Source organism: Maritalea sp., from assembly GCF_051251695.1.
In the GTDB taxonomy this organism is placed as follows: domain Bacteria; phylum Pseudomonadota; class Alphaproteobacteria; order Rhizobiales; family Devosiaceae; genus Maritalea.
On record NZ_JBPOEU010000035.1, the window covers coordinates 1 to 24,804 of the forward strand.

General features: G+C 54.2%; 21 protein-coding genes, 1 tRNA gene and 1 pseudogene. 9 read left to right on the forward strand and 14 right to left on the reverse strand.

The genetic code is table 11. The features are described from left to right. The first annotated feature begins 3 nt into the window (after positions 1–3). Positions 4–77, forward strand: a tRNA-Cys gene (locus ACSHWX_RS16085). Positions 78–139: 62 nt separating this feature from the next. Here the strand turns inward: ACSHWX_RS16085 and ACSHWX_RS16090 are convergent. Next, a complete protein-coding gene (locus ACSHWX_RS16090) occupies positions 140–544 on the reverse strand; it encodes a tyrosine-type recombinase/integrase (protein ID WP_435669255.1) in 405 nt (134 codons plus the stop codon). Position 545: 1 nt separating this feature from the next. Here ACSHWX_RS16090 and ACSHWX_RS16095 point away from each other — a divergent pair, with 1 nt between their 5' ends. Then, positions 546–689, forward strand: a complete 144-nt coding sequence (locus ACSHWX_RS16095; RefSeq protein WP_435669274.1) for a hypothetical protein — start codon at positions 546–548, stop codon at positions 687–689. A 7-nt stretch (positions 690–696) separates the two neighbouring features. Continuing rightward, a complete protein-coding gene (locus ACSHWX_RS16100; protein ID WP_435669256.1) occupies positions 697–975 on the forward strand; it encodes a type IV secretion system protein VirB3 in 279 nt (92 codons plus the stop codon). A 4-nt stretch (positions 976–979) separates the two neighbouring features. On the opposite strand, the gene ACSHWX_RS16105 is transcribed toward ACSHWX_RS16100, so the two are convergent. Both ACSHWX_RS16105 and ACSHWX_RS16110 read right to left on the reverse strand, forming a co-directional pair. Then, the gene (locus tag ACSHWX_RS16105) at positions 980–1,150 is read right to left on the reverse strand and encodes a hypothetical protein (protein ID WP_435669257.1); all 171 of its coding nucleotides are present in this window, start codon (positions 1,148–1,150) and stop codon (positions 980–982) included. 78 nt (positions 1,151–1,228) lie between these two features. Beyond that, positions 1,229–1,657, reverse strand: a complete 429-nt coding sequence (locus ACSHWX_RS16110) for a type IV secretory system conjugative DNA transfer family protein (RefSeq protein ID WP_435669275.1) — start codon at positions 1,655–1,657, stop codon at positions 1,229–1,231. Between ACSHWX_RS16110 and ACSHWX_RS16115 the strand changes: the two are divergent. Both ACSHWX_RS16115 and ACSHWX_RS16120 read left to right on the forward strand, forming a co-directional pair. After that, a pseudogene (locus tag ACSHWX_RS16115) lies at positions 1,656–2,398 on the forward strand (IS3 family transposase); the annotation flags it as partial. The gene ACSHWX_RS16110 and the pseudogene ACSHWX_RS16115 overlap by 2 nt on opposite strands. Before the next feature lie 134 nt (positions 2,399–2,532). Next, complete coding sequence (locus ACSHWX_RS16120; RefSeq protein WP_435669258.1) at positions 2,533–4,341, forward strand: RyR domain-containing protein; 1,809 nt, start codon at positions 2,533–2,535, stop codon at positions 4,339–4,341. A 7-nt stretch (positions 4,342–4,348) separates the two neighbouring features. Here the strand turns inward: ACSHWX_RS16120 and ACSHWX_RS16125 are convergent, their stop codons facing one another. Together ACSHWX_RS16125 and ACSHWX_RS16130 are read right to left on the reverse strand one after the other, a co-directional pair. Then, complete coding sequence (locus ACSHWX_RS16125) at positions 4,349–10,666, reverse strand: nSTAND1 domain-containing NTPase (RefSeq protein ID WP_435669259.1); 6,318 nt, start codon at positions 10,664–10,666, stop codon at positions 4,349–4,351. 24 nt (positions 10,667–10,690) lie between these two features. Continuing rightward, a complete protein-coding gene (locus tag ACSHWX_RS16130) occupies positions 10,691–12,391 on the reverse strand; it encodes a DUF6531 domain-containing protein (protein ID WP_435669260.1) in 1,701 nt (566 codons plus the stop codon). Between the two features lie 198 nt (positions 12,392–12,589). On the opposite strand from ACSHWX_RS16130, the gene ACSHWX_RS16135 reads away from it, so the two are divergent. Continuing rightward, positions 12,590–13,723, forward strand: coding sequence for a patatin-like phospholipase family protein (locus tag ACSHWX_RS16135; protein ID WP_435669261.1), 1,134 nt, complete (start codon positions 12,590–12,592; stop codon positions 13,721–13,723). A gap of 76 nt (positions 13,724–13,799) precedes the next feature. Here the strand turns inward: ACSHWX_RS16135 and ACSHWX_RS16140 are convergent, their stop codons facing one another. The 4 genes from ACSHWX_RS16140 to ACSHWX_RS16155 form a co-directional block, all read right to left on the reverse strand. Further along, positions 13,800–14,267: a universal stress protein gene (locus ACSHWX_RS16140; RefSeq protein ID WP_435669262.1), complete on the reverse strand. Its 468-nt coding sequence runs from the start codon at positions 14,265–14,267 to the stop codon at positions 13,800–13,802. Next, on the reverse strand, positions 14,264–15,316 hold the full coding sequence (locus ACSHWX_RS16145) for a permease (protein ID WP_435669263.1): 1,053 nt from the start codon (positions 15,314–15,316) through the stop codon (positions 14,264–14,266). The genes ACSHWX_RS16140 and ACSHWX_RS16145 overlap by 4 nt, the downstream gene beginning before the upstream one ends. Positions 15,317–15,371: 55 nt before the next feature. Continuing rightward, the gene (locus tag ACSHWX_RS16150) at positions 15,372–15,686 is read right to left on the reverse strand and encodes an ArsR/SmtB family transcription factor (protein WP_435669264.1); all 315 of its coding nucleotides are present in this window, start codon (positions 15,684–15,686) and stop codon (positions 15,372–15,374) included. Between the two features lie 690 nt (positions 15,687–16,376). After that, entirely contained in the window at positions 16,377–17,210 is an 834-nt protein-coding gene (locus ACSHWX_RS16155; RefSeq protein ID WP_435669265.1) for a TonB family protein, read from the reverse strand. A gap of 80 nt (positions 17,211–17,290) precedes the next feature. Here ACSHWX_RS16155 and ACSHWX_RS16160 point away from each other — a divergent pair, with 80 nt between their 5' ends. Continuing rightward, positions 17,291–17,785 carry a MarR family winged helix-turn-helix transcriptional regulator gene (locus tag ACSHWX_RS16160; protein ID WP_435669266.1) on the forward strand — a complete coding sequence of 165 codons (495 nt, stop codon included), beginning with the start codon at positions 17,291–17,293 and terminating at the stop codon, positions 17,783–17,785. 16 nt (positions 17,786–17,801) lie between these two features. Here the strand turns inward: ACSHWX_RS16160 and ACSHWX_RS16165 are convergent, their stop codons facing one another. From ACSHWX_RS16165 to ACSHWX_RS16185, 5 genes are all read right to left on the reverse strand, one after another. Continuing rightward, entirely contained in the window at positions 17,802–19,763 is a 1,962-nt protein-coding gene (locus ACSHWX_RS16165) for a TonB-dependent receptor plug domain-containing protein (protein ID WP_435669267.1), read from the reverse strand. 143 nt (positions 19,764–19,906) lie between these two features. Next, complete coding sequence (locus ACSHWX_RS16170; RefSeq protein ID WP_435669268.1) at positions 19,907–20,671, reverse strand: iron ABC transporter ATP-binding protein; 765 nt, start codon at positions 20,669–20,671, stop codon at positions 19,907–19,909. Continuing rightward, positions 20,668–21,612: an iron chelate uptake ABC transporter family permease subunit gene (locus ACSHWX_RS16175; RefSeq protein ID WP_435669269.1), complete on the reverse strand. Its 945-nt coding sequence runs from the start codon at positions 21,610–21,612 to the stop codon at positions 20,668–20,670. The genes ACSHWX_RS16170 and ACSHWX_RS16175 overlap by 4 nt, the downstream gene beginning before the upstream one ends. Then, entirely contained in the window at positions 21,605–22,564 is a 960-nt protein-coding gene (locus ACSHWX_RS16180; RefSeq protein ID WP_435669270.1) for an ABC transporter permease, read from the reverse strand. The genes ACSHWX_RS16175 and ACSHWX_RS16180 overlap by 8 nt, the downstream gene beginning before the upstream one ends. After that, the gene (locus tag ACSHWX_RS16185; RefSeq protein WP_435669271.1) at positions 22,557–23,471 is read right to left on the reverse strand and encodes a siderophore ABC transporter substrate-binding protein; all 915 of its coding nucleotides are present in this window, start codon (positions 23,469–23,471) and stop codon (positions 22,557–22,559) included. The genes ACSHWX_RS16180 and ACSHWX_RS16185 overlap by 8 nt, the downstream gene beginning before the upstream one ends. 430 nt (positions 23,472–23,901) lie before the next feature. Between ACSHWX_RS16185 and ACSHWX_RS16190 the strand changes: the two genes are divergently transcribed. Next, positions 23,902–24,597, forward strand: coding sequence for a MotA/TolQ/ExbB proton channel family protein (locus tag ACSHWX_RS16190; protein WP_435669272.1), 696 nt, complete (start codon positions 23,902–23,904; stop codon positions 24,595–24,597). Positions 24,598–24,609: 12 nt separating this feature from the next. After that, positions 24,610–24,804, forward strand: a 195-nt coding sequence (locus ACSHWX_RS16195; protein ID WP_435669273.1) for an ExbD/TolR family protein, incomplete at its 3' end; no start/stop codon positions are given.

Sequence of the window (24,804 nt, forward strand, 5' to 3'; positions counted from 1 at the left end):
AGAGGCGAGTTGGCGGAGTGGTTACGCAGCGGATTGCAAATCCGTGTACAGGAGTTCGATTCTCCTACTCGCCTCCATTTAAAATCAATCACTTAGACTATTCCTTCCCATGCTTGGGGCCCACCGTTTACAGGGGCGTTTACATTTTTGTGTCTTGAGACAGTGTTTTTGCCCTATTGAGCTTGCGCAAAACGGCGTCGCTTTCGTCGGGGCTAACCTGCGCATAATGTTCGATAACTTGCGCGGCGTAGCGCACAGACCACCCCATCAAGACTGCTATTTGGCGCAAAGACAGATCTGCGTTCAGCAATCTTGTCGCAGCCGTACCGCGTGTATCGGACAGAGTTTTTTCACGACCATCAATCCATGGAGGTATTTGCGCTTCGCGACGCCACTTCGTAATCTGGTTAGATGCCCAACGAGCCGTCAACGACCTCCCCAACTCAGAAACAAGCAGCATTTCCTGATCATCTGGTGTTTCGTCGATCAATTTCTCAAGGGCTGCGGTTGCTGGGATAAAAGCGATTTGCCCACGCTTGGGCATCGTGATTGGCACCTTGGCTTTGATCGGTGTGTTCCTGTCCTGGCTCTTCGGGATTTTGGACTTCCGCCAAGCCCTTTGGGTGCTGGTCGCAATCGCGGGCATCGCGGCAGCGCCGACCATCGTGACCGCCATCTGGGGCGCGTAAACCCGACATGGCAACGCAAACCCTTCTTTTCCTGGGTCTAATCCGGCCACCAAAGCTCATCGGGCTGCCGATCATGTATGCGATGGTCTGGCTCTTCGGGTTTGTGTTGCTTTTCCTGTGGGTCCAAAGCTGGCCGGTGATCGTCGCCGCCGCTCTGGCCTATCCCGCCTTGTGGAAAGCCGCTGACTGGAATCCTGCGTTTCTTGAAGTGCTGGTAACCGCACTGCAGGAAACGCCACCAACACCGAACCGCAAGATCCATTCAAGGGACAGCTATGCTGCGTGACCCTTCAGATGATCTTGCCATGTTGCCAGACTGGGCGCGCAAAGAGCGCCCCATGGCCAGCATGCTGCCCTATGTCAGCCTCGTGGATGAAAGAACGATCCGCACGCGCGGCAATGCCCTTTTCCAGTGTATCCGCCTCGATGGCGTCAACAGCATGACCAGCGATGACGCGCACCTAGAGAAGATCCGGGCTCTCTTCGCTGCCATCATCGCGCAGATCGGGCCCGAATATAGTTTTTACGTGCACAAGGTTTCAAAAGCGATCGAGACCACGTTGCCACCGGTGCCCGACGGGGGATTTGCGCAGGCGCTCGATACCCGTTGGCAGGCGGCCATAGCGCAATCGGGTAAAGAACCGGTCATCGTAGTATTTGATCCGCTTAGCACGCACCGGCATTTGTGCGTCGACAACCAAAATGATGTCATCAAGATCCATCCGTCGCGCCTCATCTTCAGGTAACAATGCCGTTTCCTCGGTCCGTTCCGACATGCTGCGACCGGCGAAGGGGTTCCGGCCCACCGACCGCGAGCGGGTCACGACGCGCTTGGTCGTTTTGCCGACGGCCTTGCTAAGCTCCTCAATGGTCTTCTCATCCGAAGGTGTCAGATAAAGTTTGATACCGGCGTTCCCTTGCAGGGCGCGACGAGCGTTTTCACCATAGATTTCATCAAGCGCGGGGATGACCGAAGAGCTACAAGAATTGAACTTGAATGTCGGCCACCGTCGCGTTGGTCGTTGATGCGTGAGAATGGCATCAAGATCGTCAGAACCCAGAAATACAAGGCGACGACCATTGCCCGGCAGGCGATTGCAAAGCAATCTGCCGAGAGGGGGACAGCAATCACACGTTCAACATTGCGCCCAATTGGCTGGATCAAGACTTCTCAGCTGATGGCTCCAACCAAAAATGGGCTGGAGACATCAGCTACATCTGGACCAGCGAAGGTTGGCTGTATTTAGCCGTCATCCTCGATCTGTATTCCCGACGCGTCATTGGTTGGGCTGTCAGCAACCGCATGAAGCGGGACCTAGCGATCCGAGCGTTGGACATGGCCGTGGCACTGCGACAGCCGCCCAAGGACTGCATTCATCATACGGATCGCGGGTCGCAGTATTGTTCCAACGAGTATCAAAAGCGTCTGAAAAAGCACGGCTTCAAGGTATCAATGAGCGGCAAAGGTAATTGTTACGACAATTCCCTTCTCGGCAGATTTGTTGCACAAATCGCCTGTCAGGCAATGCATGGTTGAAACGTTCTTTAAATCAATCAAAGCAGAACTGATCTGGCGCAACCGATGGGAAACAAGACGCCAAGTAGAGGGAGCTATATTCCAGTATATCAACGGGTTTTATAATCCAAGGCGCAGGCACTCGTCGCTGGGTGGCAAAAGCCCCTTGGCCTTCGAACAAAAGGCTGCATAAATGAGTTGAGAGACCGGAACGTAAGCGGGACAAGACCACTTCAAACAATCCCGTTTAGAGGGTTACTGTGTGATTAAGCGTATTGCGAAGATTGGGACAACAAAATGCTAAAACTACTGCGGAAATGCTCAACTTTGGGCCGGTCCATTGTCTGGGCCGCTTTTCTTGCCCTAACGCTTAGTTTTGTGGGGAATTTACAAAAGAATTTCCGAGAGCTGCCCCTAGAAGAACAAAACGTCTCGAGAAGTGCAAAGATTGTGCTGGATACCATTCCCGTCGCTACCAAGGTTTTTAGCCCCATGCCGCGCACCCGCCCAGGCACCGAGGGATGGCTGCTGACCATAGCTGAAACACTGGGATCGGTCGTTACTTTCGCTGCAGTTCAGACAGTGCTCTGGTCCATTTTGCGGGAACAGGCCGAAAAGCTGCGCATTTCAATATTGCGGCGCCACACTATCTTGCTTGGGTTTGACGAACGTGCACGTCTCTTTATGAAGTCAAAACAACGTCCACGGGACCGTACCGTAGTGGTAGTGGACCCGACCGCATCCAGTAAAGTTCGCGAAAAAGCCCATGCCGCGGGCTGCCTTCACTATGCAACAACTGAAGACGTCGAACTCACCAAACAACTACAAGCCTGTAGGGCAACACGGGCAACACGTATCATTCTCTCAACAGGTTCGGACTCGGCCAATCTGGAGTATATCAAAGAAATCGCCAAGAGTGATTTCATCCCACCCAAGGACGTATTGATGATCATCGAGGATGTGAAATTACATCAGCAACTCGAAGAGAACGACGGTTTCATGCAAAAGTTGGGCGAAGACACGGCCTTGCGCATGATCAACCCCGCCAAATCAGCTGCAATTGATCTGCTGTCGCGGGTCAATTTCAATGCTATTGCTCTGGACCTCGGACAGGACAGAGCGACCCTTGTGGTCTTCGGGGCCACCAATGTTGCCGCAGAAGTTGTCAGTCATTTTCTGCGCGTGTCTCCCTCGGTTCTGCCCGAGGTGCCAAAGATCTGTTGGGTCGTTGAGGAAAAAGCCGAGTTGCAGCGCTTGTTGTCTCTGGACTACGCAGCTTTGGTCGCGCTGGTCTCTTATCCTTCTCCTTCTCCCGACACGCCTTTGACGTGGGCGATCTCGATCGAGGTGTTCGAGACGGGCAAAGACACCGCGCTTTATGATGAAAACAAGCTTGGGACATTCAAACATGCACTGACGGAGGCAACAGCCGTCATAGTCGCAGAAGACCCCGAGCGGTTCCCAAAAACGAACATACAGATAGGGACCGCGCTGCGGCAAACGAGCCGCCGGTTAACGTGCCTTGAGGTTCCCATTTTTCTACACTCCGAGAAGAAAAGTGCAGAGGACGAGTTCCTGATCTGTACAAATTATGCCGCCGTTAGTATGCCCTATTCACAAAAGAACCTCTCAAAAACAGACAGGCTGTCCGAGGTGATTGAGCCTTTTGGCCGATCTGATGAAGTCTACAACTGGGGAGATGAAGAAAATTCGCGCGAGGCTTTGGCCCAGCGTTTGCATGCTGAATATCTGGCGGACCGCAAGGCCGATCCCGATACTGAGTACCACCGTACCGCATCCAAGGCGCCGTGGAATGTCTTGGCTGAAACCTACAAGAACGCAAACAGGCGCGCTGCAGACCAACTGCGAAGCCTTGGGTTTTCCAAAGACCTATTGCTTAGCAAAACAGAACTAGAGACACAGGCCGTGGTGGAACGATTGGCCGCCCTTGAGCATGACGCATGGTGGATCGACCGTGAACTGGACGGATGGCGCTACCATGAGACGCGCGACAACACGCGCAAGTTTCATCCCAACTTGATCCCTTACGATGAGTTGAGCACCGAAATTCAAGAATACGACCGCGCAAAAGTACGCTGGGTGCTGGACCGCACCGCCCGACAGGCCCGTGCATGACCAAGTGCTAAGGGGCAATCTTCCACTGATATGGACCATCTTCCCCTGTCAGGAGCAGCGCTTTGCCGTCCTTGGTAAAGAGCATTTGCACAGGTTCGCCTGTGTGGGGCGGCACGCCAAAATGCGCGATCAAGGCGCGGCCCGTGCTGGTATCAAACAGCTTCAGGCGGCCACCTGAACAATAGACCCACACGGCCTCTGCCTCAACCGTCGGGAGCACTGCAGAAACGGTTTGCTCACAGGCTTCTAGGACGGAGTTCAACAAGGTTGAGCTTTGCTTATCCCTGATCAGAAGGCGCCCGTCTTCGCCCCCAGTGAAAAGCATATCTCCCTGCGTGGAAAAACTGGCGGCTGTGACATCGCCGCGGTGACCACTCAAAACGATCTCTCCATCGTTGGGAGACGTGAGAAGGACGCGCCCGTTGCGCCGCACCACCTGTTCGGTTTGCGACAAGCGGGCGAGCACATCTTTTTCCAAAGGTTCAATGGGTTCAGCCGCAGGTCTCCACTGCCCCGCCGTGCGCGTTGTATCCCAAATCCTAAGTTGCCCGTCGCCGGATGTCGTGACCCTTGCGGTTCCATCCGGCGCCTCTGCAAACAAGACCCATGCTGTCGCGTGACCAACATACTCAGAGGTCAAGCTGCCGGTCTCACGATCATAAACCTGAATGCTCCGGCGACCGCCATCAACCGTAGAAAAGGACTGCGCCCCGTGCAGAAAACTGTCACCGGATCCTAGTGAGCCATGAACTCTGGTGATCTCCCCACCGTTTTTTACGTTCAACACCACAACCTTATCGTCATCAATATCCACGAGAAGGTTCTGACCATCGGCAGAAAACACGATATCCGTTGTCTTGTCAGGCAATTGAAGCCGCAGCGTGCCATCCTGCGCTGAATAAATATGTCCCGTCTCGTCAGACCATAATACCGCAATGAGCGCTCCATCCGCAGAAAACACGGTCTTGTTTACGGAAACGGATGCATCGCTCTCTTGGTTTTTTTCCGGAACTATCGTGGCTGCAACACTGCGCGATACGGTGTCTAACAGTACCACTGAGGCATCTGTCGGGGCTGAAACTGTGCCAAAGTCTTTAGAGATCGCAAAGCCCCGTGTCGGATTATCGTAATTGGGGAACGTCATGACGGCGACACCCGTCACCGCATCATAGATAATCGGCGCCCCGATGCGGGGAAAGGCCGCGATACGTTTTGAATCCGGCGACCATACGCCGTGCCGACCTTGCGCAAAACACGCGCCCTTGACCCCTGTGGCCAGATCAACAGCGACAAGCCCGCCAGCGGCATCTTGTGTCAGAAGGGTTGTGTTATCTGGGGAGAATGAAATTCCGCTTGCAAATCCATCTTCGAATTCAAAACGTTTCGTCCAATCGCCAGTGTTCCAGATGATCAGCTTTTTGGCCCAATCAACTGTCGCCATAACGCTGCCATCATGGGAAAAAACAATATTTTCCACCCGCTCTTTGTGATCGTCCAGAACCCGGGTCAATCCTTCAAGAGCTACCGAATTGGATGCAAGAGCATGTTGGTAGGCCTTTGGCAGCGCGACAGTCGTTTGCCCGTCAACTGGATCGGTTTGCCCAATTTGCTGCCAGCTCCGCGCTGCGGAAAGCGCATCACCGCGAACCGCAGCAATCCGACCTTGCTCAAGGCGCTGACGTGCTTGCACAGAAACGGCTTTGTCCCCCTCGGAGAGCTGATCAACCAACGCCTCCAATGCGAGGGCCTGCCAGCGGTCTTGCGGCAAATCATCATTTAGTTTCAGCCCCCAAGGGGTCACCGCACTGATTTCCGAAATAATATCTGAGGCGGGCACATCGACCTTTGGCAAGCGCCAAAGCCGGGTGCTCCCACGACCCGTTGCAACGCCAAACCATGCGCCAGCCGGATCGACTGCAAGCTCGGGTTTTGGGCCAGAAGGGCCGTCAAATCGCGCAACCAGCGACCCCGAGGTCAGATCCCACATCATCACCGTCCCGTTGGTCGCGGCAGACAGGACATAGGGTGAGTTCGGTACAAATGTCATAGAAGCGACTTTGCTTGAGTGTCCGATCAACCGCGCGATTAATGCCCCAGTTGTCGTGTCCCAAAGTGCCGCAGTACCATCGTTCGCGCCACTGGCCAGAAACAGTCCGCTCTCATCAATCGCCAATGCGCTTACCGGTGCGTTATGGGCATTGAAACGAAAAAGTTCACTAGACGTATGGCGCATAACACGCACCTGTCCCGATGCATTCCCGACTGCGATGCGTGTCCGGTCAGGCCAGTACACGGCCGCTCTGGTTTGACGGCCAGCAACGGTGAGCCTGTGCCTGCCTGTGTCTTGCCACCACAAAAGCAACCCTACATCTGATTGGGTGAGGACATAGGTGTCGTCGTTCCAGAAATCGATACTGCTGACAGGCGTTTGGATCTTTTTGCTTTGATTGACCTTTTGGCCGGTGGTGCGGTCCAGTTCCAGCCAGCCGCCTGAATTACTGCCAAGTTCACGACCACGCGTCCCGACGAACAGTGCCGAGTTATCGGCATTCCACGAAATCGCGCTTGCGAGATGTGCATCGTCAAGCCTGTACTCCCAAACCGGATTTCCGCTTTGGACGTCGATCAAGGAGACGAGGCCGCCAGCAGTTGCAGCAATCTGCCTGCTGTCGGCGCTAAAGCGGATGTCACGTACCCATTCCTGATCCCGATTGAGCCCCAGAACGCGCCCCGTGCTGCAGTCATCTACCTCTGCCAGCGTAATTTGTCCGATGGAATCCCCTGAAGCCACATAGGTGCCGTCAGGGGAAAAGGCGAGGGTTTGCCCCGCTGCGCCCTGCATGACACAGGGACGCAGGGCAGAGAGGTTCCAAGACGTGACCGTGCCATCTACCGCAGCCGTCAGCAGACTGTTTCCGTCATCAGAAAAGGCAATCGCGCTGCCGCTTGCTGCATGACCATCAAATTTGGCCAAAACGACCCCATCTGCAAATGCGTCGAGCAGGGTCATCGTGCCTGCGGTGTCGATCACACCAATCATCCGCGCATCTGCGGTCAAAGTTGCCGCAATAATCTGGCGCTGACTGCCTCCGACATCTTGCGTATTGGGCTTGAAAATCGTGTCACCAGTTGCCCTATCCACCAGAGCCGCTTGGGTCCCGTTGCGCACAAGTATACGACTGCCGTGGGTATCCGTTGTAAGCCCGAATGCGGCAATTGGGTTCATCCAATTTGTCTGACAGTCCGCATCAGCAGTCACTTGCATCACGCCAGAATCGCCAAGGGCCAAGACTGCGCTCGCGCCACCAAGGACAATCCCGTCAAGCACAGGCTGCGGGGCTTGGGTGTTACAGCGAAAGACCTCGCGGCCCGTCCTACTGTCCCATTGGGCAATTTCGCCCTCGCTGGTGAGGGTTGTCAAACCAAAGCCGTCTTCGGAAAAGGCCGCTGATACAGGCACCCCACCCTGTTCGGGGAGTGTTGCGATTTGCGCACCATCTGTCACGTTCCAAATGCGAGTGGTTTTGTCGTGGCTAAGTGAGGCCAGCTGCGTTCCGTCTGTTGAGAAAAACAGCTTTGTGATGGCCTGAAAATGCTTATCGAGCTGCCGCGTCGATTGTTCTCGAAAACTCCATAGCAAAATCTTGCCACTATCCGCACCCGCCGCAACGATTCTGCCGTCTGGAGAAAAGGCCAGCGTTTTGATTGGATCATCATCTGCAATTCGTCGCGCAAGCGTGTCACCGGTGCTCATATTCCTGATCGCAATCGAGCCATCAGCCGCCGCGATGGCCATCAAATTGTTTGGTCCCGCTGCCAGATTTGTGATGGCTGTAGAGCTTTCAAGGGTTGTGCCACCCTTAATTGAAGCAAGCGCACGGGCTGTAGAAAAGAGCGCGCCGGTTTGATCCTTTGGCGTGCTCCCGTAGGCCGCGCCCAAAAGCAATGTGGCTTCTTCGGCGCGACCATCCAGAAGCGCTCTACGGCCTTGTTCGAAAAACAGCTCACCAAGGCGGGCTTGCGCTGTTTCCGCATTGGTTTCCGCTTCGGCCTGTGCCTGTTCCGAAACGCCCCGTGCCGACGCGGCTTCGCGGCGTTGACCGTCTGCGTACCATGCGGTTCCGGATGCGGCGAAGGTCAGCAGCGCCAGCGCTGCAATCGCTGATCGTTTAAGGCGGCGCACCCGTGTTGCGCGTTTGACCGACAGGGCAATAAACTGGGCGACCGTTGAAGATGTATTCGCATCTTGGTCACCCGTAATCTGTCGTGCTTCGTTTAACGCGGGGCCGGTCGGTAGCAAGAGTTGCGCTTCACGCCCGGCTTCCTCCCAACGATCTGCGGCAAAGTTAACCCGCGCACGGATACGCAAGAACTCCTGATCGGCTGCCAGCCATTCACGCAGTCGCGGCCAAGAACTGAGCAGGGCTTCATGCGTTAAGGTCACCACCGTGTTGCCCGCGCTGTCGCCACCAACGACAAAGAGCCGCGCCGCAACAAAAGTATCTATCAATTCTTTGATCGGGGTGTCTGGCGGGAAATTGGCGATATTGGCCGAACGTTTCGTTGCGGCCTGATCCCGATCCAGTCGCACATAAACGATCTGACGCATCACGCGCGGCAGGGTCGCTTGCGCGGCGGCAGGAAGCGCGTTGAATGCTTCCTCCGCACGCCGTCCGAGGGCACCGGCCAGCCCGCCCAAAGCCTCATAGGCCTCCCACGTTAAAACGCCGGAGGGAGAGCGCGCGCGGTATAGTTCTTCAAGGGCAAACTCCAGTAACGGCAGGCTGTCAGGTTCTGCCACAGCAGCATCACGCAAGTCATCATCAAGTCGGGCACCAGTTTCGGGATGCTCTTCAAACGTCAGCCCCGCACGCAAGGCCGGCTGGCGGATGATCTGGCCGATTTCGGCCGGCGTCGGTGCGCTGAGATCATATTGCCCCTCGCTCCCTTTGAGCTGGGCGAAGGTGGGGTGCTCAATCGCGTGTTGGTAGAAATCACTGCGCAATGTGGCAACAACATAGACCCTCCCAGAAGCCGCAAGGGCAGACAAAGCATCCAGAAAACCCTCACGTTCGGATTGCGGAATGCTTGTGTCGGTAAACAGTTCTTCAAGCTGGTCGACCAGCAGCACCAGTTTTGCTTTGGGCGGGTTTTCAAGGATCGCACGACGGTTGTATGCAAGCTGTGCCGCATCCAGATCGGGGTGCGCCTGCGCATAGGTCTCCGCAGCCTGCGCCGCGACCTTTTGGGCGGCCTGTGACAACGCTCCCTTGAGCAACATATCGGCCCCTTTCGGGGTTGAATCGAGCAGATCGCCCAATTCATCCACGCTCGTCCCATCGCTCAGAAGTTCGGGAAGGGCCATGTCGGCGGATAACGCGGCGGCGAATGCTCTATTGAGACTGCCGCTGGCTTCGCTGGGATGGAACACAGCCCGCCGCCACAGACCGACACCCTCCACCACACCCGGCTCGACCAGCAAAGGAAGGACCCCGGCGCGCACAAGGCTGGACTTGCCGCCGCCCGAGCGGCCCAGAACCAACACAAAGGCATTGCCCTGAGCCGCCTGCGCACGCAGGGTTTTCAGAACCCCTGATATGGCATGGGTCCGACCATAAAAGACGGGCGCATGCTCAAACTCGAACGTCTCCAGACCACGGAAAGGCGACCCTTCCCAAAGCGCCTCGGCGTTCATTTCGACAGCTGTCGTTTTCAGGCTGTCGACGCCCAGCTCCTCAAGCCGCCGCTGAACCAGTTTGTCCAGATGCATCTCGAAGGCTTCTTCAAATTCTGCAGAATTTCCAAAGCCGTGAAAGGCTGCCAGCAACGAGCCATCTTCATCGTGGAACCACTTTTGGATAAACCCGTCCAGCGCCCGTTTCTGGCGCAACCGTTCTTCAGCTTCGGTGTTGCTGGCTAGGCTGATAAAGGGCTCTGCCATTTTGCGGTAGACCAACAAGTCTGGACGGCCGGTACGCTGTATCGCATCAAACGCATCCTCGAATTCAAACTCGGTCCCACTATCGTACCGGCTGCCGTCCTCGCGGACGATATGGGGTGGCAAACGGGTACCAAGGCGCGACCATAGAATGCAGATGACAATATCTGTCGTCGAAGGTTTGTCGATCTGGTCCTGAAACGTCGCCGAGGCCAGCAGGGGCTCATGCTCCCAAATGATCGGCACTAATCTGGCCAAAGGCGCATAGCGCTCAGTTAACCTTTGTAAGACCCGGCCGGCCAGCACACGCTCTTCGTTCACATCCCCTGGCGAGGACAGGAAAATCTTGATTTCGGGAATACCGCTTGCGCTGCTTGAAACTGTCAAAACGGACACTCCATGAAGGTCGAATTATAGGTCAAAGTTGACGCCTGCTGGCTTGACCAAGCTCAGCAACCCCTGAAACGCCTGCGTGACCTGTAGAGCCATTTTATGCCCCTGATCGCTGGCGATATTTTCGATCTCACCGCTTGAATCATAGCGCACCTCGATTTTGCCAAGGCCTTCGATGGCGATCTCGATCGGTTTGCCAAGGGGACCATAAACAAATGTCAGGACTTGCCCGTCCTCCCCCTTTATCTGGCTGATCTGATCCTCGCCGTTATAGGTCAGCTCGGCTCTTCGGCCTTTGCTGTCCTGAGCCATGATCAGGTTCCCACGCAGGTTGTACTCAAAATCAGATAAGGTGGTGGTGTTGCTATGTAGGTTTGTGTCTTCGACACGCGAAATTTTGCCGTGCCGACGGTCATATTCAAGTCGTATCTGCTCGGACGCTGATCTCTTAAAAATCAAACGGCACTTGTCATCATAGTCAAACTCAGTCCGCCGGCTGCCCTGTTCAATCAGGATCGGATTGCCGCAAGTGTGATATCGGGTCTCGGTCGTGTTGCCATTATCGGTTTGGGTGATGCCTGCTGTGTAAGTGTTTCCGAACCGATCACGCGCAATCCGGTAAGCTACCGTTTTGTCGGAATAGGGGTCTTTTTGCACTTCGTTGTCATAGCGTCTGACTTGTGTGAAATAATGGTCGGTCACGTTTGCTTCGGTGATCGGATAGTTCCCGTAGTCATAGCGCACGACCGCCCCGTCGGGTTGGCGCTGAAAGCTGACGAATTGCGTCTTCGCATCGTAGCGGGTTTCCAAATAGCGATCGTCGTTATAGCGCACGAAACGCATGTTGTGTTTTTCGTCGTATTCGTAGCGATAGGTTGTGCCTACAACATTGGTCGCGCTGGTCAGATCTTTGCGCTCATTATATTCATATGTCGCTGTGCCGACGATTGATTCAAGGCGGGTGATTTGACCGGAGGCATTGGTCGATACCGCGATGCGTTCATCGTTGGAGCCGATGATTTCGCGCAGGTGCCCCTGCGCACTTCGCCGCAATCTGTAGCCCAAACCGTCTTGGCGCACGGTTTCCACCAGTTGCCCCTCTTCGTTGAACCGCTCGAACCCAAAAGAGCCACGCCGATAATACCCCCCCGGTTCTCTCACAAGAAAGACATCTGGCGTTTTAGAAGATGTGAGCCGTTCTCCGATTGCCAGATCACGATCAGGAACAAGATCAGCGGCAACAAGTTTGCCATGCAAACGCCGGCGTAAGGCCGCGTCTTTGATCAATTCAACCCGTGCCTCCTCAAGCTGGGCATCGGATGAAAACCATCCATCAGCCTCCATCGCGACCAACATTTCGCCTACGATCTTCGCCCGATCTGCCGCATCTAACCGCGCGGGGCGAAAGAAATTTTGCGCACCCGATCCGTTCTCGTTCAGCACTACAGTCCCGTCCCCCACAACGGTCAAAGCTGTGTCAAGATCCGAGCCCCATCCAAACCCGAAAGACAATACCTTGGTTGCCTTGGAGTTATATGTTTTTGAAATTTCCAATTCTGGCTGCCCGACGATCAGATCGGTATAGGAGATATAGAAATTACCATTTTTCTGATTAACCCCAGCCCGCGCCGTCAGCGGCAAGAGCATCAAGCTGAAAACGCTCGCGATCACAAAAATAAGGATGTATGCTCTGCCTACAGGGAAGGTAAACCGATTCATGCAATTTAGCGATTTGAACATGAGCACTCTTCCAGCTTAGATTCCAAAACGGTTGGCAAAGGCATTGTCACACCTTCAACATAGTGCGGGTCATCAAAATAGGTCAAGGTTATTGATCCCAACCTTATTTCCAGAAATCCTTTGTTTCTTGGCGGGATTGCTTCCCCGTTTGGAATGGGAATTCAAAAAGGAAAACGGATGGAACGACAGGCTAATCTACGAAAGCGCAATATTCTGGCTCTGGACTGTGGCGGCGTGCGCGGCATCATCACCTTGGCCTTTCTGGAGCGGATTGAAGTGTTACTTGCCGAAGCACGCTTGGGGAATTTAAACCAGCATTTCGATCTTATTGGTGGTACATCCACAGGCTCAATAATCGCCGCGGGCCTGAGCCTTGGCCTCTCTCCCAAAGATCTGACCCGATTCTATATGCGCCTTGGTCCACAGGTGTTTCGCAAACCACGCTGGCGCATCCGGGGGTTCCAATCCATTTTTGACGCGCGGATGCTCAAGGCGCAGTTGGAAGAGATCATCGGCGATGCCACGCTGGACAGTGATCGCATACACAATAGCCTCGCGATCATTGCAAAACGGATGGATACCGGAAGCCCTTGGATCGTGCACAACAATCCGAATGGCGCGTTCTGGGAGGATTCTGTGGACGGCAGCTATATCGGCAATCGCAACTACCGCCTTGCCGAGATCGTGCGCGCATCCACTGCAGCGCCTTACTATTTTTCCCCCGAACTGATCGAGATCGTTAAGGGAGAAGCTCCCGGATTATTTGTCGACGGAGGGGTATCACCCCACAATATGCCGGGGCTTGCCTTGCTCTTGTTGGTCACCGTCCCTAAATACGGCTACGACTGGGCAACTGGTCTGGACCAGCTTGATATCGTCTCGATCGGAACGGGCACATTCCGGCAACGGATGTCAAAAGGCGGCTTTCTCACGGAACTTGCTGCGAGCATGGCGATCAAGGCCGTCTCGAGCGTCATTGCAGACTGCGAGATGCATAATCTAAGCGTGATGCAATCACTGGGGGCCTGCAAATACGCTTGGAACCTCAATAGCGAAATAGGCGATCTGGCTGATTTCCAGCTTGGCCCAGCCCCTCTGTTCGGCTTTTCACGGTATAATGTGGGCCTTGAGCATGCGTGGCTCAAGGCAGAACTGGACTTAACCATCAGTGACAAGGAACTGGCCCTGGTTCGGGATTTCACGAACCCTGACGGGATGCAACTGGCCTATGACATCGGGAAGGTTTGCGCGCAAAAACAGGTAAGTCTTCAGCACTTTCTGTCTGACGTCAGCGCCTATGGGACCAAATAGCGTTATTTGTTAAGAGAGTGTTTCTGGCTCATCGTAACCACTGAGGAGTGGACGATGAAAAAGACAACAAGATACGCTATCCAACAGAGAGAACGGCGAACCCGCATCCGTCTACGAGCCTGTCGGAGACAGATGATCCCATAAGCCGTTCGACCAGATTGGACTTGCCCTTGCGGATCACAACAAGGTTTGCCTCGTTTTTCAGCGCAGCATTACAGATTGCCGTTGAAGCATCCCCGGTCGCTATCACGTGGGCGGCATTTCTGAAGCCGAGTTTTGTAGATATTGAAATCGCTTGGCGAAGGCAGCCATCGACATCGTTTTCAATGGTCGGTGGCATCGGTCCTGAACCCCCCTCAATTCGCGCGTAGTCCGCGAACCCCTCATCATGACCCTGCTCCTTGCCAATCGCGAGGAAGGTCAGCCTTGCTTCCAGGCTGCGGGCGAGCTGAGCGGCGCGTTCCGCCGCCCGACACGCTTCATCGGACCCATCGACCCAGCATAGGATATGATCGAAGGGAGAGGCTTTCAAAGGGGCATTCATGCCCCGATCCATGCTTGAAAGAGAAGACCGCTGACCAGCGACCCAGACAGCGCCAGAGCGACATAAAGGACAAAGACCGACCGTTTGGCGAGAGCCCAAACCGCGATAGCAGCAGGAAGAGACGTGACCCCACCTGCGACGAGAAAGGCGAGGCCCGCACCCGGTGCCATACCCTGCTCAACCAATCCCGACACGAGAGGCAGCGCAGCATAGCCATTCAGGTAAGCCGGAACACCGACTAACGTGGCCGTCAGGATCGAGCCGATCCCTTCGCCGCCGACTGCCCGTGCGACCAGATCGGCTGGCACAAAGGCGATCATCAGGGATTCCAGCACAAACGCCAAGGTCAGCCATTTCGCAAGGAACAGGGTCGTGCTGATTGCTTCACGGCTGAATTTGGCGCGACGGTCCGCGTCATGCCAAAACTTCCATACAGGGGGCTTTGGATCACGCACGCTGGACGCGCCGCATCCAGCATTGCCCACGCCTTCACGCAGTGGATCAGCGAAAGCTCCGGCCCGGGTGAGGGCGAGCGTGATGTAGCCTCCGGTCACGCCCAGGCCAATGGCTGCCATCGTTTTGGCAACTGCAAACTCGAAGCCGAGCACGCCAACGGTCAGTGCGAACATCGAAGGGTCGATCACGGGCGAGGCCAACCAAAATGCCATGACGGCCGAGAGGGGCACGCCCATTACGAGGAGCGCCGCGATCAGCGGGATCACTCCACAAGAACAGAAGGGCGACAACCCGCCGAAAGCAGCAGCCACAAGGATCATGGCCACCGGTGCGCCGGTAAAGGCCCGCGCGATCAGCCCATCGGCTCCAGTCGCGCCCGCATAGGCAGCAAGGCCGATGGACAACAGAAGATACGGAGCGGTCGCCAAAAGGGCCGTCATAACAAAGCCAAGGCTCTCGGCCCCTTGCGCAGGGTCGAATGCTGTCACAAAGGCCAGAATAGCGGCGGTCGTGAGCCAGACGCGGTAGTCTGTCCAAAGGCGACGTGCAAACACCGCACCGCGATTAGGATGAGGTTGGGTGGTATCTTTCATGACGGTATATCCAGTTTTATAGTTGTATTTGGGCTAGAAGAATCGGTATTTCTTATCATGCTGCATTCTCTCGAACGAGAGAGACCCCCTCACAACACTCTGCCGTCAGGAAGGTCAGAACCGACGCTATGGCAGTAAAGTCGGCCCTGTTCACCACCTCCCGTCCCTGACGTTCCTGGGTCACGAGGCCTGCTGACACGAGTGTGCGCAGGTGGTGCGACAACGTCGAAAGAGGCAGTTTGGTATGGGTTGCAATATCGCTGACGATCAGCCCGTCCTCACCCGCCCGCACGAGCAGACGATATACATCTAGGCGGGCTTCATGGCCAAGGGCGGCGAGCGCGCGAGCGGTTGTCGTTATGTCATTCATAGAGACCACATAACTAGTATATTAGTTATATGCAATGAATTTTGTTGAGCTCTGTCTAAAAGGTTTCCTGAGGTCGCTGTTCCGAACTAGCTAAGCCGACATTCGAACACCGCGCAGCATCGGTCAAAGAGGGCTCATTGCCGACATTTGCTGCATTTACATAAGAACACAAAACAAATTTTTGCCCTGAACGTCCGTTTTCTTCTGCCAGTTTATCCTATTTCGCACCTGCGGCGAATGACCGGAATCCGCCCTTAGTGTCGATCGACACGAACGGCCCAAACCGGACCTTCGCTTCGACTTCAAATGCCGCGCTGCAGTCCGTCATTGCGGACATTCGTGCATCATTCAGCATTTTTGAAACCTAAGATATGATAAGCGGACATACCGCACGCGTGGCGAAGCAGGATGTGTTCGCCTGCATTGAAATGCTCGACAACCCAAACCGTAAGCACACCAACAATGTCATATTGTTGCCAGTTGATTATAGAACAGCACAAAAGAAAATGAACACGGCGGTCGTTTATAGAACTAGAGGCTATTCACCTAGCCTTTGGCGTATTAAACGATTTTCGACTTCAATCTGCCCAACACCCTAACGAATGCGCCGAGATCTAGGTGCGAAATTCGACTTTTACAAGCCTAACACGGTGCCAATCATCAAGGTGGCGCATTGTGGATATTGACGGCCTATGGTGTAAATTTCAGAGTTAAATTATAATCCAATGTGGGCCGTGAGATACCTTTGGGAACACGAGGAAAACGGCCAGATCGTTTAACGGCCTCAAGGGCGGCGGCATCGATCACAGCAACGCCTGATGATTTCACGACAGAGACAGATTTAAGATGACCGGTCGTTGCGAGTGAAATGCGGACGACGACGGTTGCCGCTTTATCCGTGCCGCGTGGATACCGCATTCGGCTATGAACGCGCGCGTTGATTTTTGCTTGCCATGCGGCTTCAAGGCGTTTGGACTTCCCTGATGTCGCAGCGGGCGCCGCAGCAGTCGATTGCGCGGCTCCCGTTCCTCCACCGGTGCCGGTAGCACGTTGTTCTCTTTGTCCAGAACTGGGGTTGGGCTGAGGCTGGGCTTGTTGCGCAGCGGGTTTTACTTCTGGCTTTTGCAATGGCTTAGGGGTTGGTTTTTCGACGACTTTGGGTGCAGCAGGCGTAGGCGGCGACGGCGGTGTTGGCACATCTTTGGGCGGTGTTGGGGCCTCAAGAGCTATAGGCGCTTGCATGGTCTGCGGAATGGTTTGTGAGAAGTTGGTCGTCTGTATTGGCAAAGGGATTGCATCTGGTAACGGCGGTAACTTCAAGCCAAGCGGTGCGATAGACGTCATCGGCGGTGCATCCCATGTGTCTACAAGCGTGCTCAAGCTCTGGGAGGCTCCGACAAGGGTGACGGCGCTGGTCCCTTGAGTTCCGCCGGAGCTTGCGCTTTGCTCGGTAGAGACGAACGCCACAAGATGCAATCCGACCGCGGCGGCTCCAAATACAATTGCTTCGGCCGCCCATTTCATTGTGATAGCCCCATGGAAAGGCGTGTTGGCAGTTGGTCTTCTAAGCGGGTATAGAACATGTAATCAACGCAGGCAGCACAATGACTAAACCAGAAAAAGTTGACTACAAACAGTTCTTTGGCGATAGCGATCCAAGGATTGGCTACAACCGCGTATGGTTTTTCCTGATGCGAGCTCACCGAAAACTGCAGCCGCAGATCGCCAAAGTGCTGCGTGATCAGGGCATATCTGATCCGATTTGGTATGAAGTTTTGCTTCATGTCGAGGAGGCTGGAGAGCAAGGCCATCTTATGGCTGAACTTGAGACAAAACTGTTCGTAACGCAGTATGCTCTGTCGCGCCACATCACGAGGATTGAAAAGGCGGGATATATTCGCCGTGCTTACCTGTCGGACGGCCGGCGCAGGCAAGTGTTGTTTGTGACGGACAAAGGTCGTGGTTTGCATGACCGTATTTGGCCCGCCTATATGGAGGCGATGCAGACTGAACTGTCGCCTTTGATGAGCTGCGATGAAGCGTATGAGTTGGCATATATGATGCTGCGGATGTTGCCCCGCGATGGACCGGAAGAGTGAACCGCGGGGCATAAGCTTAGAATTCAATCGTTGCGATGACTGAGATCGTACGACCTGGCTCATCAAGTGTCGTGAGGCTAGAGTAGAGATCGCCATAATCGCTGCCGTAAGTGGCGCGGTCTGCATAATCCACGTCAAACAGGTTGTTGATTTCAGCACGGATTGTCATGTTAACGAGGCTTGTTGGCGGTGTGTATTCCGCAAAGACGTTCACAACTGTATAGGCCGGTGCTTCAACTGTGTAAGCGACGCCCGTGTCGTAAGCGAGCGCTGCATCGATGCTACCACCGACAAGCAGATTTGCGTTTGGCAGTTCTTGTTGAACTTCCAAAGCAATAATGTCGCCCAACGGCATGCCGTAGTCGAGCAAGTCATAGCTCGCGACCAGTTCGCCATCAATCAGGCCTTCAGAACGTGTGAAGGAAGCGCGCGCGAAACCATTGCCCCAATCGTATGTGCTGCTGAGGTTGAAGCCACGTGTTTCAAAGTCGATGTTACCATCATCGCTACGTGCGTCTGTGATCTGAGTTTTGAACAATTCTGCACCTAGCGTCCAATCACCTGCGGTGTAATCAGTCCCCAGAATGAAGTTTTCAGACCGCGCCGATTCCAAACCGCTGTAGTCCCAGTCATAGGTTGGGCTGTAGGCGGCGCGGTCCCAAAGGTCGTAGTTATCGGCAAGTTGAATGCCGCCAAAGACGTTTGAATAGCCAGCGTTCACAGTCAGACCCGGGGCGACTTCATACACGGCAGATGCGTTGCTGCTGAGACCCGAGACGCTGTCTTCGTAGTCATCATACGCGCCAGAGAAATCTTGCCAATCAGCGCGCAGGCCACCGGATAATTTCAAACGCTCAGTTGGTTCAACACGGGCTTGTACGAAGAGACCAAAGTTGGTTTTTTCTTCTTCAGCTTCAAAAGTGGTGCCATCTTTGTAGTTGCTGGTTTGGTTGATGAAGTCCGCTCCAACAGTCAAAGTGCTGACATCAGAGAAGTGGAATACGTTTTGCACTTTTGCATTGAGCGTGCGGGTTGTCCCTTGGCTGTCTTCGTAATTGGGCGCATCAACCGTGTTTTCAGAAAAGCCGATGGATGCAGAAGGATCCCACATGCCGCCGCCATTGGTATTTTCATACTGCAAGGCGATCGTTGTACGTGTGGTGTCGTACTGAATTAAGTCACTGCCCGTGTAACCGAAGTTTGCTTTCGGGTTGCGCAACCCAGAATCGCTTGCTTTTTGCGCGGAGAACTCTATGCGGTGGCCCGCATCGGATTCATGCGCGAGTTTCACCAGAGCGCTTTGAAGATCGGTTTCTGTCCCAAGCTCTTCTTCGCCGCTGCCATCTGTGTAGTTATCGCCAGATGCGCGTTTGAAATACCCAAGCGCCTCATAGCCATCTTTGCGCGCAGCAACGGTGGTCGCGATTGTCGCCGTGCCGCCATTATCGCTAAAGCTTATGCGGGTGTTACCACCGAAATTGTCTCCATCTTCAAGGATATCGGCAACGTCCACAGTTTCCATAACAACAGCGCCGGCCACTGCATTTGGCCCAGCATCAGCAGCTGCAACACCAGGATCAACACGCACTGACTTCATCAAGCCAGGATCAAAAGCGTTTGAGCTTGCGTGGTGGAATACGCGGTTATTTTGAGACACACCGTCGACCGTCACAGCAAGGTTCAGCATATCGACGCCGTTAACGAAAATCTTTTGTGCAATAGGGATACCGCCACCAACTGAAACAGAAGAAAGGCCTGCGAAGAGATCTTTCAAGTCACCCATAGCTGCGCGCTCAAGTTCAGCTTCAGACACATAAACGGATGCTGCGTGATCCGCAGCATCGCCCAATGGATCGGCGCGCTGCACCTCAATTGGGTCAAGGGACACAACGTTTTGCGCGAACGCAGTCGTCGCCGCACAGATTGATAGAGCCGTGCTGCACAGCAAACGCGCAGCAGAATTGGATTTGTATGCCATGATACACCCTTCCAAATAGATTGAATTTTGCTGGAGTGATGCCTCTGGCTTGCCTGTCAGGCGAGGTTTTAGTAGGCGTGCGGACCTTTGCATGCAAGTGCATGTCATTAATTTTTTACGCATATCACGTAAATGCAACACATTTAGAGCGGGCCGTGATGCGCAACAAAAAACTGTTCTCCTTGAGCGTGTATTTGGACATCGGTACCATAAAGATCCGACAACGATGAGGCGTTTGCCACGTCTCGTGTTGGGCCTGAAAACGCGACCTGTCCATTTTTCAAAGCGACGATGTGGTCTGCCCAAGACATTGCGAAATTGAGATCGTGCAACACGATGACGATGCTTTTCCCATGTTGGGCGGACATTTGTTTTAAATGCGCCATCAATGCGCGTGCGTGACGCAAGTCTAAGTTGTTGAGCGGCTCGTCCAACAGGACCCAATCCGTGTCCTGAACAAATCCCATCGCCACAAAAGCACGTTGCCGTTGCCCTCCTGACAGCTCATCGACAAACCGGTTAGCAAGAGGTTCAAGATCAAATTGGCTTAGCGCTTCGTCTATTTTATCCACGTCTATCTGTGTGGGACGACCGTGGTTGTGCGGCCAGCGGCCAAACCCGATCAGATCTCGCACGCGCAAGCGGCTGGCAACGCCGACGTGTTGGCTAACGATGGCCATTTTGTGTGCCAAAATACGGGGGTCGGTTTGTGTGACATCAAGTCCATCAATCTCAACGGTGCCCGTCGTCGCAGTGGCTTGCCGCGCAATGATGTTCAAAAGGGATGATTTTCCAGCGCCATTTGGCCCGATCAATGCGGTGACCTTACCCTTAGGTAAAGCCGTGGTAACATCCGAAATAATAGGCGTATCGCCAATTTTATAACTGACATGCTCAATAGAGATCATAGGGTTTTTCCTCGTGCCAGAAGAATAAGAAATAGCAATCCACCACCAAATTCGATGGCCACCGAAAGGGTTGATTGAAGGCGCATGATGCGTTCGAAATAGGTCTGCCCAACAACCAAAACCAGAGCTGAAATGAGAGCGGCTGCGGGTAAGATTAACGCATGTCGGTGGCTTTTCATCAAACTGTGCGCGAGGGTCGAAACCAATAAACCTAGAAAGGTGATCGGCCCAACAAGAGCGGTCGACACCGATACCAGCGCAGCGATGACGCACAATGTGGAAAATTGGAACCGGTCGTAATTGATACCCAATCCACGTGCCGTATCACGGCCAAGGGCAACAACATCCAGAACGGCACAGCGGCGCGCCAGCCAAATGCCGATCATGACAAGGACCACGACGGACGCGATCAATTCAATGCCGTTGATCGCGCTAAATTGAGCGAACATTGCGCCTTGGATATAGGAGAATTCAGATGGGTTGATCATCCGTTGGAGAAAGGCTGAAATTGCTCGGAACATCAGTCCGAACACGACCCCAACAAGGATCATCAAGTGGATATCTTTTCGACTGCGTCGCAGGATCATTCCAAACAGAGCAACTGCTGCGACGACCATCACCAAAGTATTTGCAGCAAACAAAGTGAGATCGGAAAGCCCAGCGTACCCAACCCCGCCTAAACTAAAAACGAAACTGGTTTGCACCAACAAAAACAAGGCATCAAACCCCATGATCGAGGGGGTCAAAATGCGATTTCCCGAGAGCGTTTGGAAGAGAACAGTCGCCAAACCTATCGAGATGCCAACTGATATCAGGGCCACTAATTTGACGCTACGAAGCTCTAGAATGAACCAGATACGCCCTGTTAATCCCCATGTTAGAAACACGCCAGAGGCCAAAGCAAGGCAGATGAACAGAACGATGAGCCGTTTATCAAACATGTGACCGCCGCCCTAGCAAGAGCCACAAAAACACAGCTGCGCCCAAGATGCCGAAAACCGTGCCCGCTGGGATTTCATATGGAAAGCGCGCAACGCGTCCAACAATATCGGATAACAGAACGCAGCCAGCCCCAAGCCCCGCCACGACTGGCAGGCTTTGACGTAGGTTGTCCCCCATGATCCGCGAGACAATGTTGGGGACAACCAACCCGACAAATGGCAGCATTCCGACGGTCACAACAACCAGCGCTGACACCAAGGCAACCGTCGAAACACCGAGGGCAAGCACATAGCCATACCGTAGGCCAAGCGCGCGGCTTGTGTCGCGTCCAAGCCCTGCTACAGTGAATTGATCTGCAGAGAAATATGCGAGCAAGGTTAGTCCGCCAGCCAACCAAAGCAGTTCATATCGGCCTGCCAAAACGCCTGAGAATTCACCGCTCATCCAAACGCCAATATACTGAATGAGATCGGCCTGATAGGCGATGAAGGTTGCCCCCGCGCCAAGAATTCCGCCGTAAATCAAGCCAACAATAGGGATCATTAGCGGGCGTTGGGGAGGTAATTTACGCACCAAAAAAACGAAGCCTAAGACTCCCAGTAGTGCCGTGAGCGCGGCGACCGCCATCTTGGCAAAAATGGGCCACTGTGGTGCGAATAGAGTGACCAAGAGTAATCCCAGCATCGCAGATTCTGTCGTGCCCGTCGTGCCCGGTTCAACAAACTTATTGCGCACCAAAAGCTGCATAATAACCCCAGATACGGCCATGCTGGCGCCGGTCAAAAGAGCCGCAAAAGTGCGAGGGCCGCGGCTTATCAATAGGAGCTGCATTTCACTTGGATTCAACCAAAGGCCAGAAAATGTCATGTCTCCTACGCCAACGAAAATGCTCACCCCAGATAGGATGAGCAACGTTGCGATAGTCCAAGCATAAGGGCGTGTCTTATGCACCGCCGCCGAAACCTGTGATGAAGGTATCAAACGTATGCATCATCGACTGATATCCACCGCCTGCGATGTAAACATTTGCGGAATTCAGGTAGATAACGTTCCCATTTTGCCATGCTGTGGTGCCCGCAACCAATGCGTTGTCCAATGTCACGGATGCGGCGTCGCCGTCTTGACCGATGGCCGCTGCGCGATCGATCACGATCAACCAGTCAGGATTTGCTTTCGCGATGAACTCAAACGAAATCGCTTCACCGTGGGTTTGCTCATCAACACCTTCGACGGCTTCAGGCAAATCGAGAACGTCGTGAATCCAGCCGAAACGAGACCCCGCGCCATAGGCGGAAACCTTTGGGCCGTTGGTCATCACGATCAGGCCGTTCCCTTTATTCGCGGCGGCGGCTTTGGCTGCGGCTGCTTTGGTACGAAACTCATTGGCAAGATGCATGGCCGTATCTTCGGTGCCGGTCAATGTGCCAAAGGCGGCCAGACGGGATAGGGATTGCTCCATGAGAGTTGAGTTTTCGTCCGCCCAAATCGTCATATCAATCGTGGGTGCGATCTTGGAGAGAGGCTCAACTTGGCGCGAAGATCTGCCGCCAGCAATGATCAAATCAACTCCTAGGTTTGCGAGGCCTTCAAAGTCTGGTTCAAACAAAGATCCCACAGAAACGGCAGTGTCAGCAACATGATCGAGGTAGTCGATATAATGGGGCGTTGAGATCCCTGCGATGTCAACACCCAGCGCATCTAGCGTGTCCACAGCAGCCATATCTAGAACCGCAATAGATGCAGGCGACGTCGCGACAGATACATCGCCAGCGTAAGTTGCGATGGTGGTGTCGGAAAAAGCGGGTGATGACAATGATACTGCGGCGACAAGTGCAGTTAATTTGAATGCAATAGACATAAGGGGCCCTCTGAGGATTTGCGTATGAGGGCTGGCGAGAGGCTTGCATCATTTTGATCGGATATATTTCGTCATAAGCGAGTCGTAAAGCATAATCTGACTTAAATAGTAAGGATATATTTTCATCTCTCCTTCTCAATCTTGACAGTTTACATAGGATACCCTAGCTCGTACCCACCTCGTCTGAGGCACAGCCCGCCAGATTTCTCGGCCAGCCAAATTTTGCTCTGACATGTGTCGGGGATATCACAGCGCAGCAATAGATACGCTGCAGCAGGCAAAGGGGCTCGAGCATGGCATGTCATTCTAATTTTTTATCGTGTGGTGGCGCTCCCCAGCGTTCATCTCTCGGGGCCTGTGATCCGGATCGGCCACTTGCCGCCCCGATAGACCTCGCAATGTTGACTTATCTGTCTGTTGGAGGCCAGCCATGTTAGCCGCACTTCACGCGTTCTGGGACCAATCATGGTCTGGCGCAGTTGGCTTTTTGGCCAATGGCGGTCCCTCGATTTGGGCCATTGCAGGGTTATCTGTGATCACTGTGAGCTTGATACTCTGGAAGACGTATCGGCTGATCGTCCTTGGTGCGTGGTCCGGTGGGGGCCGCGTCAATCGTGCTGTCGCTCTTTGGTCGCAAGGTCAAGAGATCCAAGCCGCACAAACGCTGGCAAGCCGCAAGACAATCCGCGCAGTCCTGATCCGAGCCGCGATGGAAGCTCGCCTAGATGACAGTCTTGATCACGCCGCAGCACAAGCTGAAACTGGGCGAGTGGCCCGCGAGCAGCTGGCGCGCGCAAAATCGGGTCTTCGCCCACTTGAATTGATCGCGACCATCGCGCCACTGTTGGGACTACTTGGAACGGTTCTTGGTATGATAGCTGCATTTCAGGCCTTACAGGAGGCGGGATCTCGCGCTGATCCGGCGGATCTTGCAGGCGGAATATGGGAAGCTTTATTGACCACTGCAGCTGGCATGGCGGTCGCCATTCCGGCCTCAATGGCATTGACTTGGTTTGAAAGTATTATTGACCGCCTTCGCCTTCAGATGGAGAGCGCTGCGACGATTATATTCTTGCGCGCGACGTCAACGAAGCAGCCGCACCAAGCTGCAACCAAAACCGAGTGAGGGGCTAGGTGTATGGATTTTTCGCAGCCCCGAAAAGCACGTAAACCGAGTCTGACGCCCATGATCGATGTGGTGTTTTTGTTGCTGGTGTTTTTCATGCTCGCCTCAAGGTTTGGAATGGATATGCATATCCCAATGCAGATTTCAGGCGCTGGCTCGGGATACTCTGGTCCACCTCGTTTGGTCGATGTTCGGCCAGAAACGCTG

Excerpts from the sequence above, each read along its gene's own strand:
- ACSHWX_RS16090 (WP_435669255.1), bottom strand. The coding sequence starts at position 544 with ATGCCCAAGCGTGGGCAAATCGCTTTTATCCCAGCAACCGCAGCCCTT.
- ACSHWX_RS16100 (WP_435669256.1), top strand. The coding sequence starts at position 697 with ATGGCAACGCAAACCCTTCTTTTCCTGGGTCTAATCCGGCCACCAAAG.
- ACSHWX_RS16130 (WP_435669260.1), bottom strand. The coding sequence starts at position 12,391 with ATGAATCGGTTTACCTTCCCTGTAGGCAGAGCATACATCCTTATTTTT.
- ACSHWX_RS16135 (WP_435669261.1), top strand. The coding sequence starts at position 12,590 with ATGGAACGACAGGCTAATCTACGAAAGCGCAATATTCTGGCTCTGGAC.
- ACSHWX_RS16140 (WP_435669262.1), bottom strand. The coding sequence starts at position 14,267 with ATGAATGCCCCTTTGAAAGCCTCTCCCTTCGATCATATCCTATGCTGG.
- ACSHWX_RS16145 (WP_435669263.1), bottom strand. The coding sequence starts at position 15,316 with ATGAAAGATACCACCCAACCTCATCCTAATCGCGGTGCGGTGTTTGCA.
- ACSHWX_RS16150 (WP_435669264.1), bottom strand. The coding sequence starts at position 15,686 with ATGAATGACATAACGACAACCGCTCGCGCGCTCGCCGCCCTTGGCCAT.
- ACSHWX_RS16155 (WP_435669265.1), bottom strand. The coding sequence starts at position 17,210 with ATGAAATGGGCGGCCGAAGCAATTGTATTTGGAGCCGCCGCGGTCGGA.
- ACSHWX_RS16160 (WP_435669266.1), top strand. The coding sequence starts at position 17,291 with ATGACTAAACCAGAAAAAGTTGACTACAAACAGTTCTTTGGCGATAGC.
- ACSHWX_RS16165 (WP_435669267.1), bottom strand. The coding sequence starts at position 19,763 with ATGGCATACAAATCCAATTCTGCTGCGCGTTTGCTGTGCAGCACGGCT.
- ACSHWX_RS16170 (WP_435669268.1), bottom strand. The coding sequence starts at position 20,671 with ATGATCTCTATTGAGCATGTCAGTTATAAAATTGGCGATACGCCTATT.
- ACSHWX_RS16175 (WP_435669269.1), bottom strand. The coding sequence starts at position 21,612 with ATGTTTGATAAACGGCTCATCGTTCTGTTCATCTGCCTTGCTTTGGCC.
- ACSHWX_RS16185 (WP_435669271.1), bottom strand. The coding sequence starts at position 23,471 with ATGTCTATTGCATTCAAATTAACTGCACTTGTCGCCGCAGTATCATTG.
- ACSHWX_RS16190 (WP_435669272.1), top strand. The coding sequence starts at position 23,902 with ATGTTAGCCGCACTTCACGCGTTCTGGGACCAATCATGGTCTGGCGCA.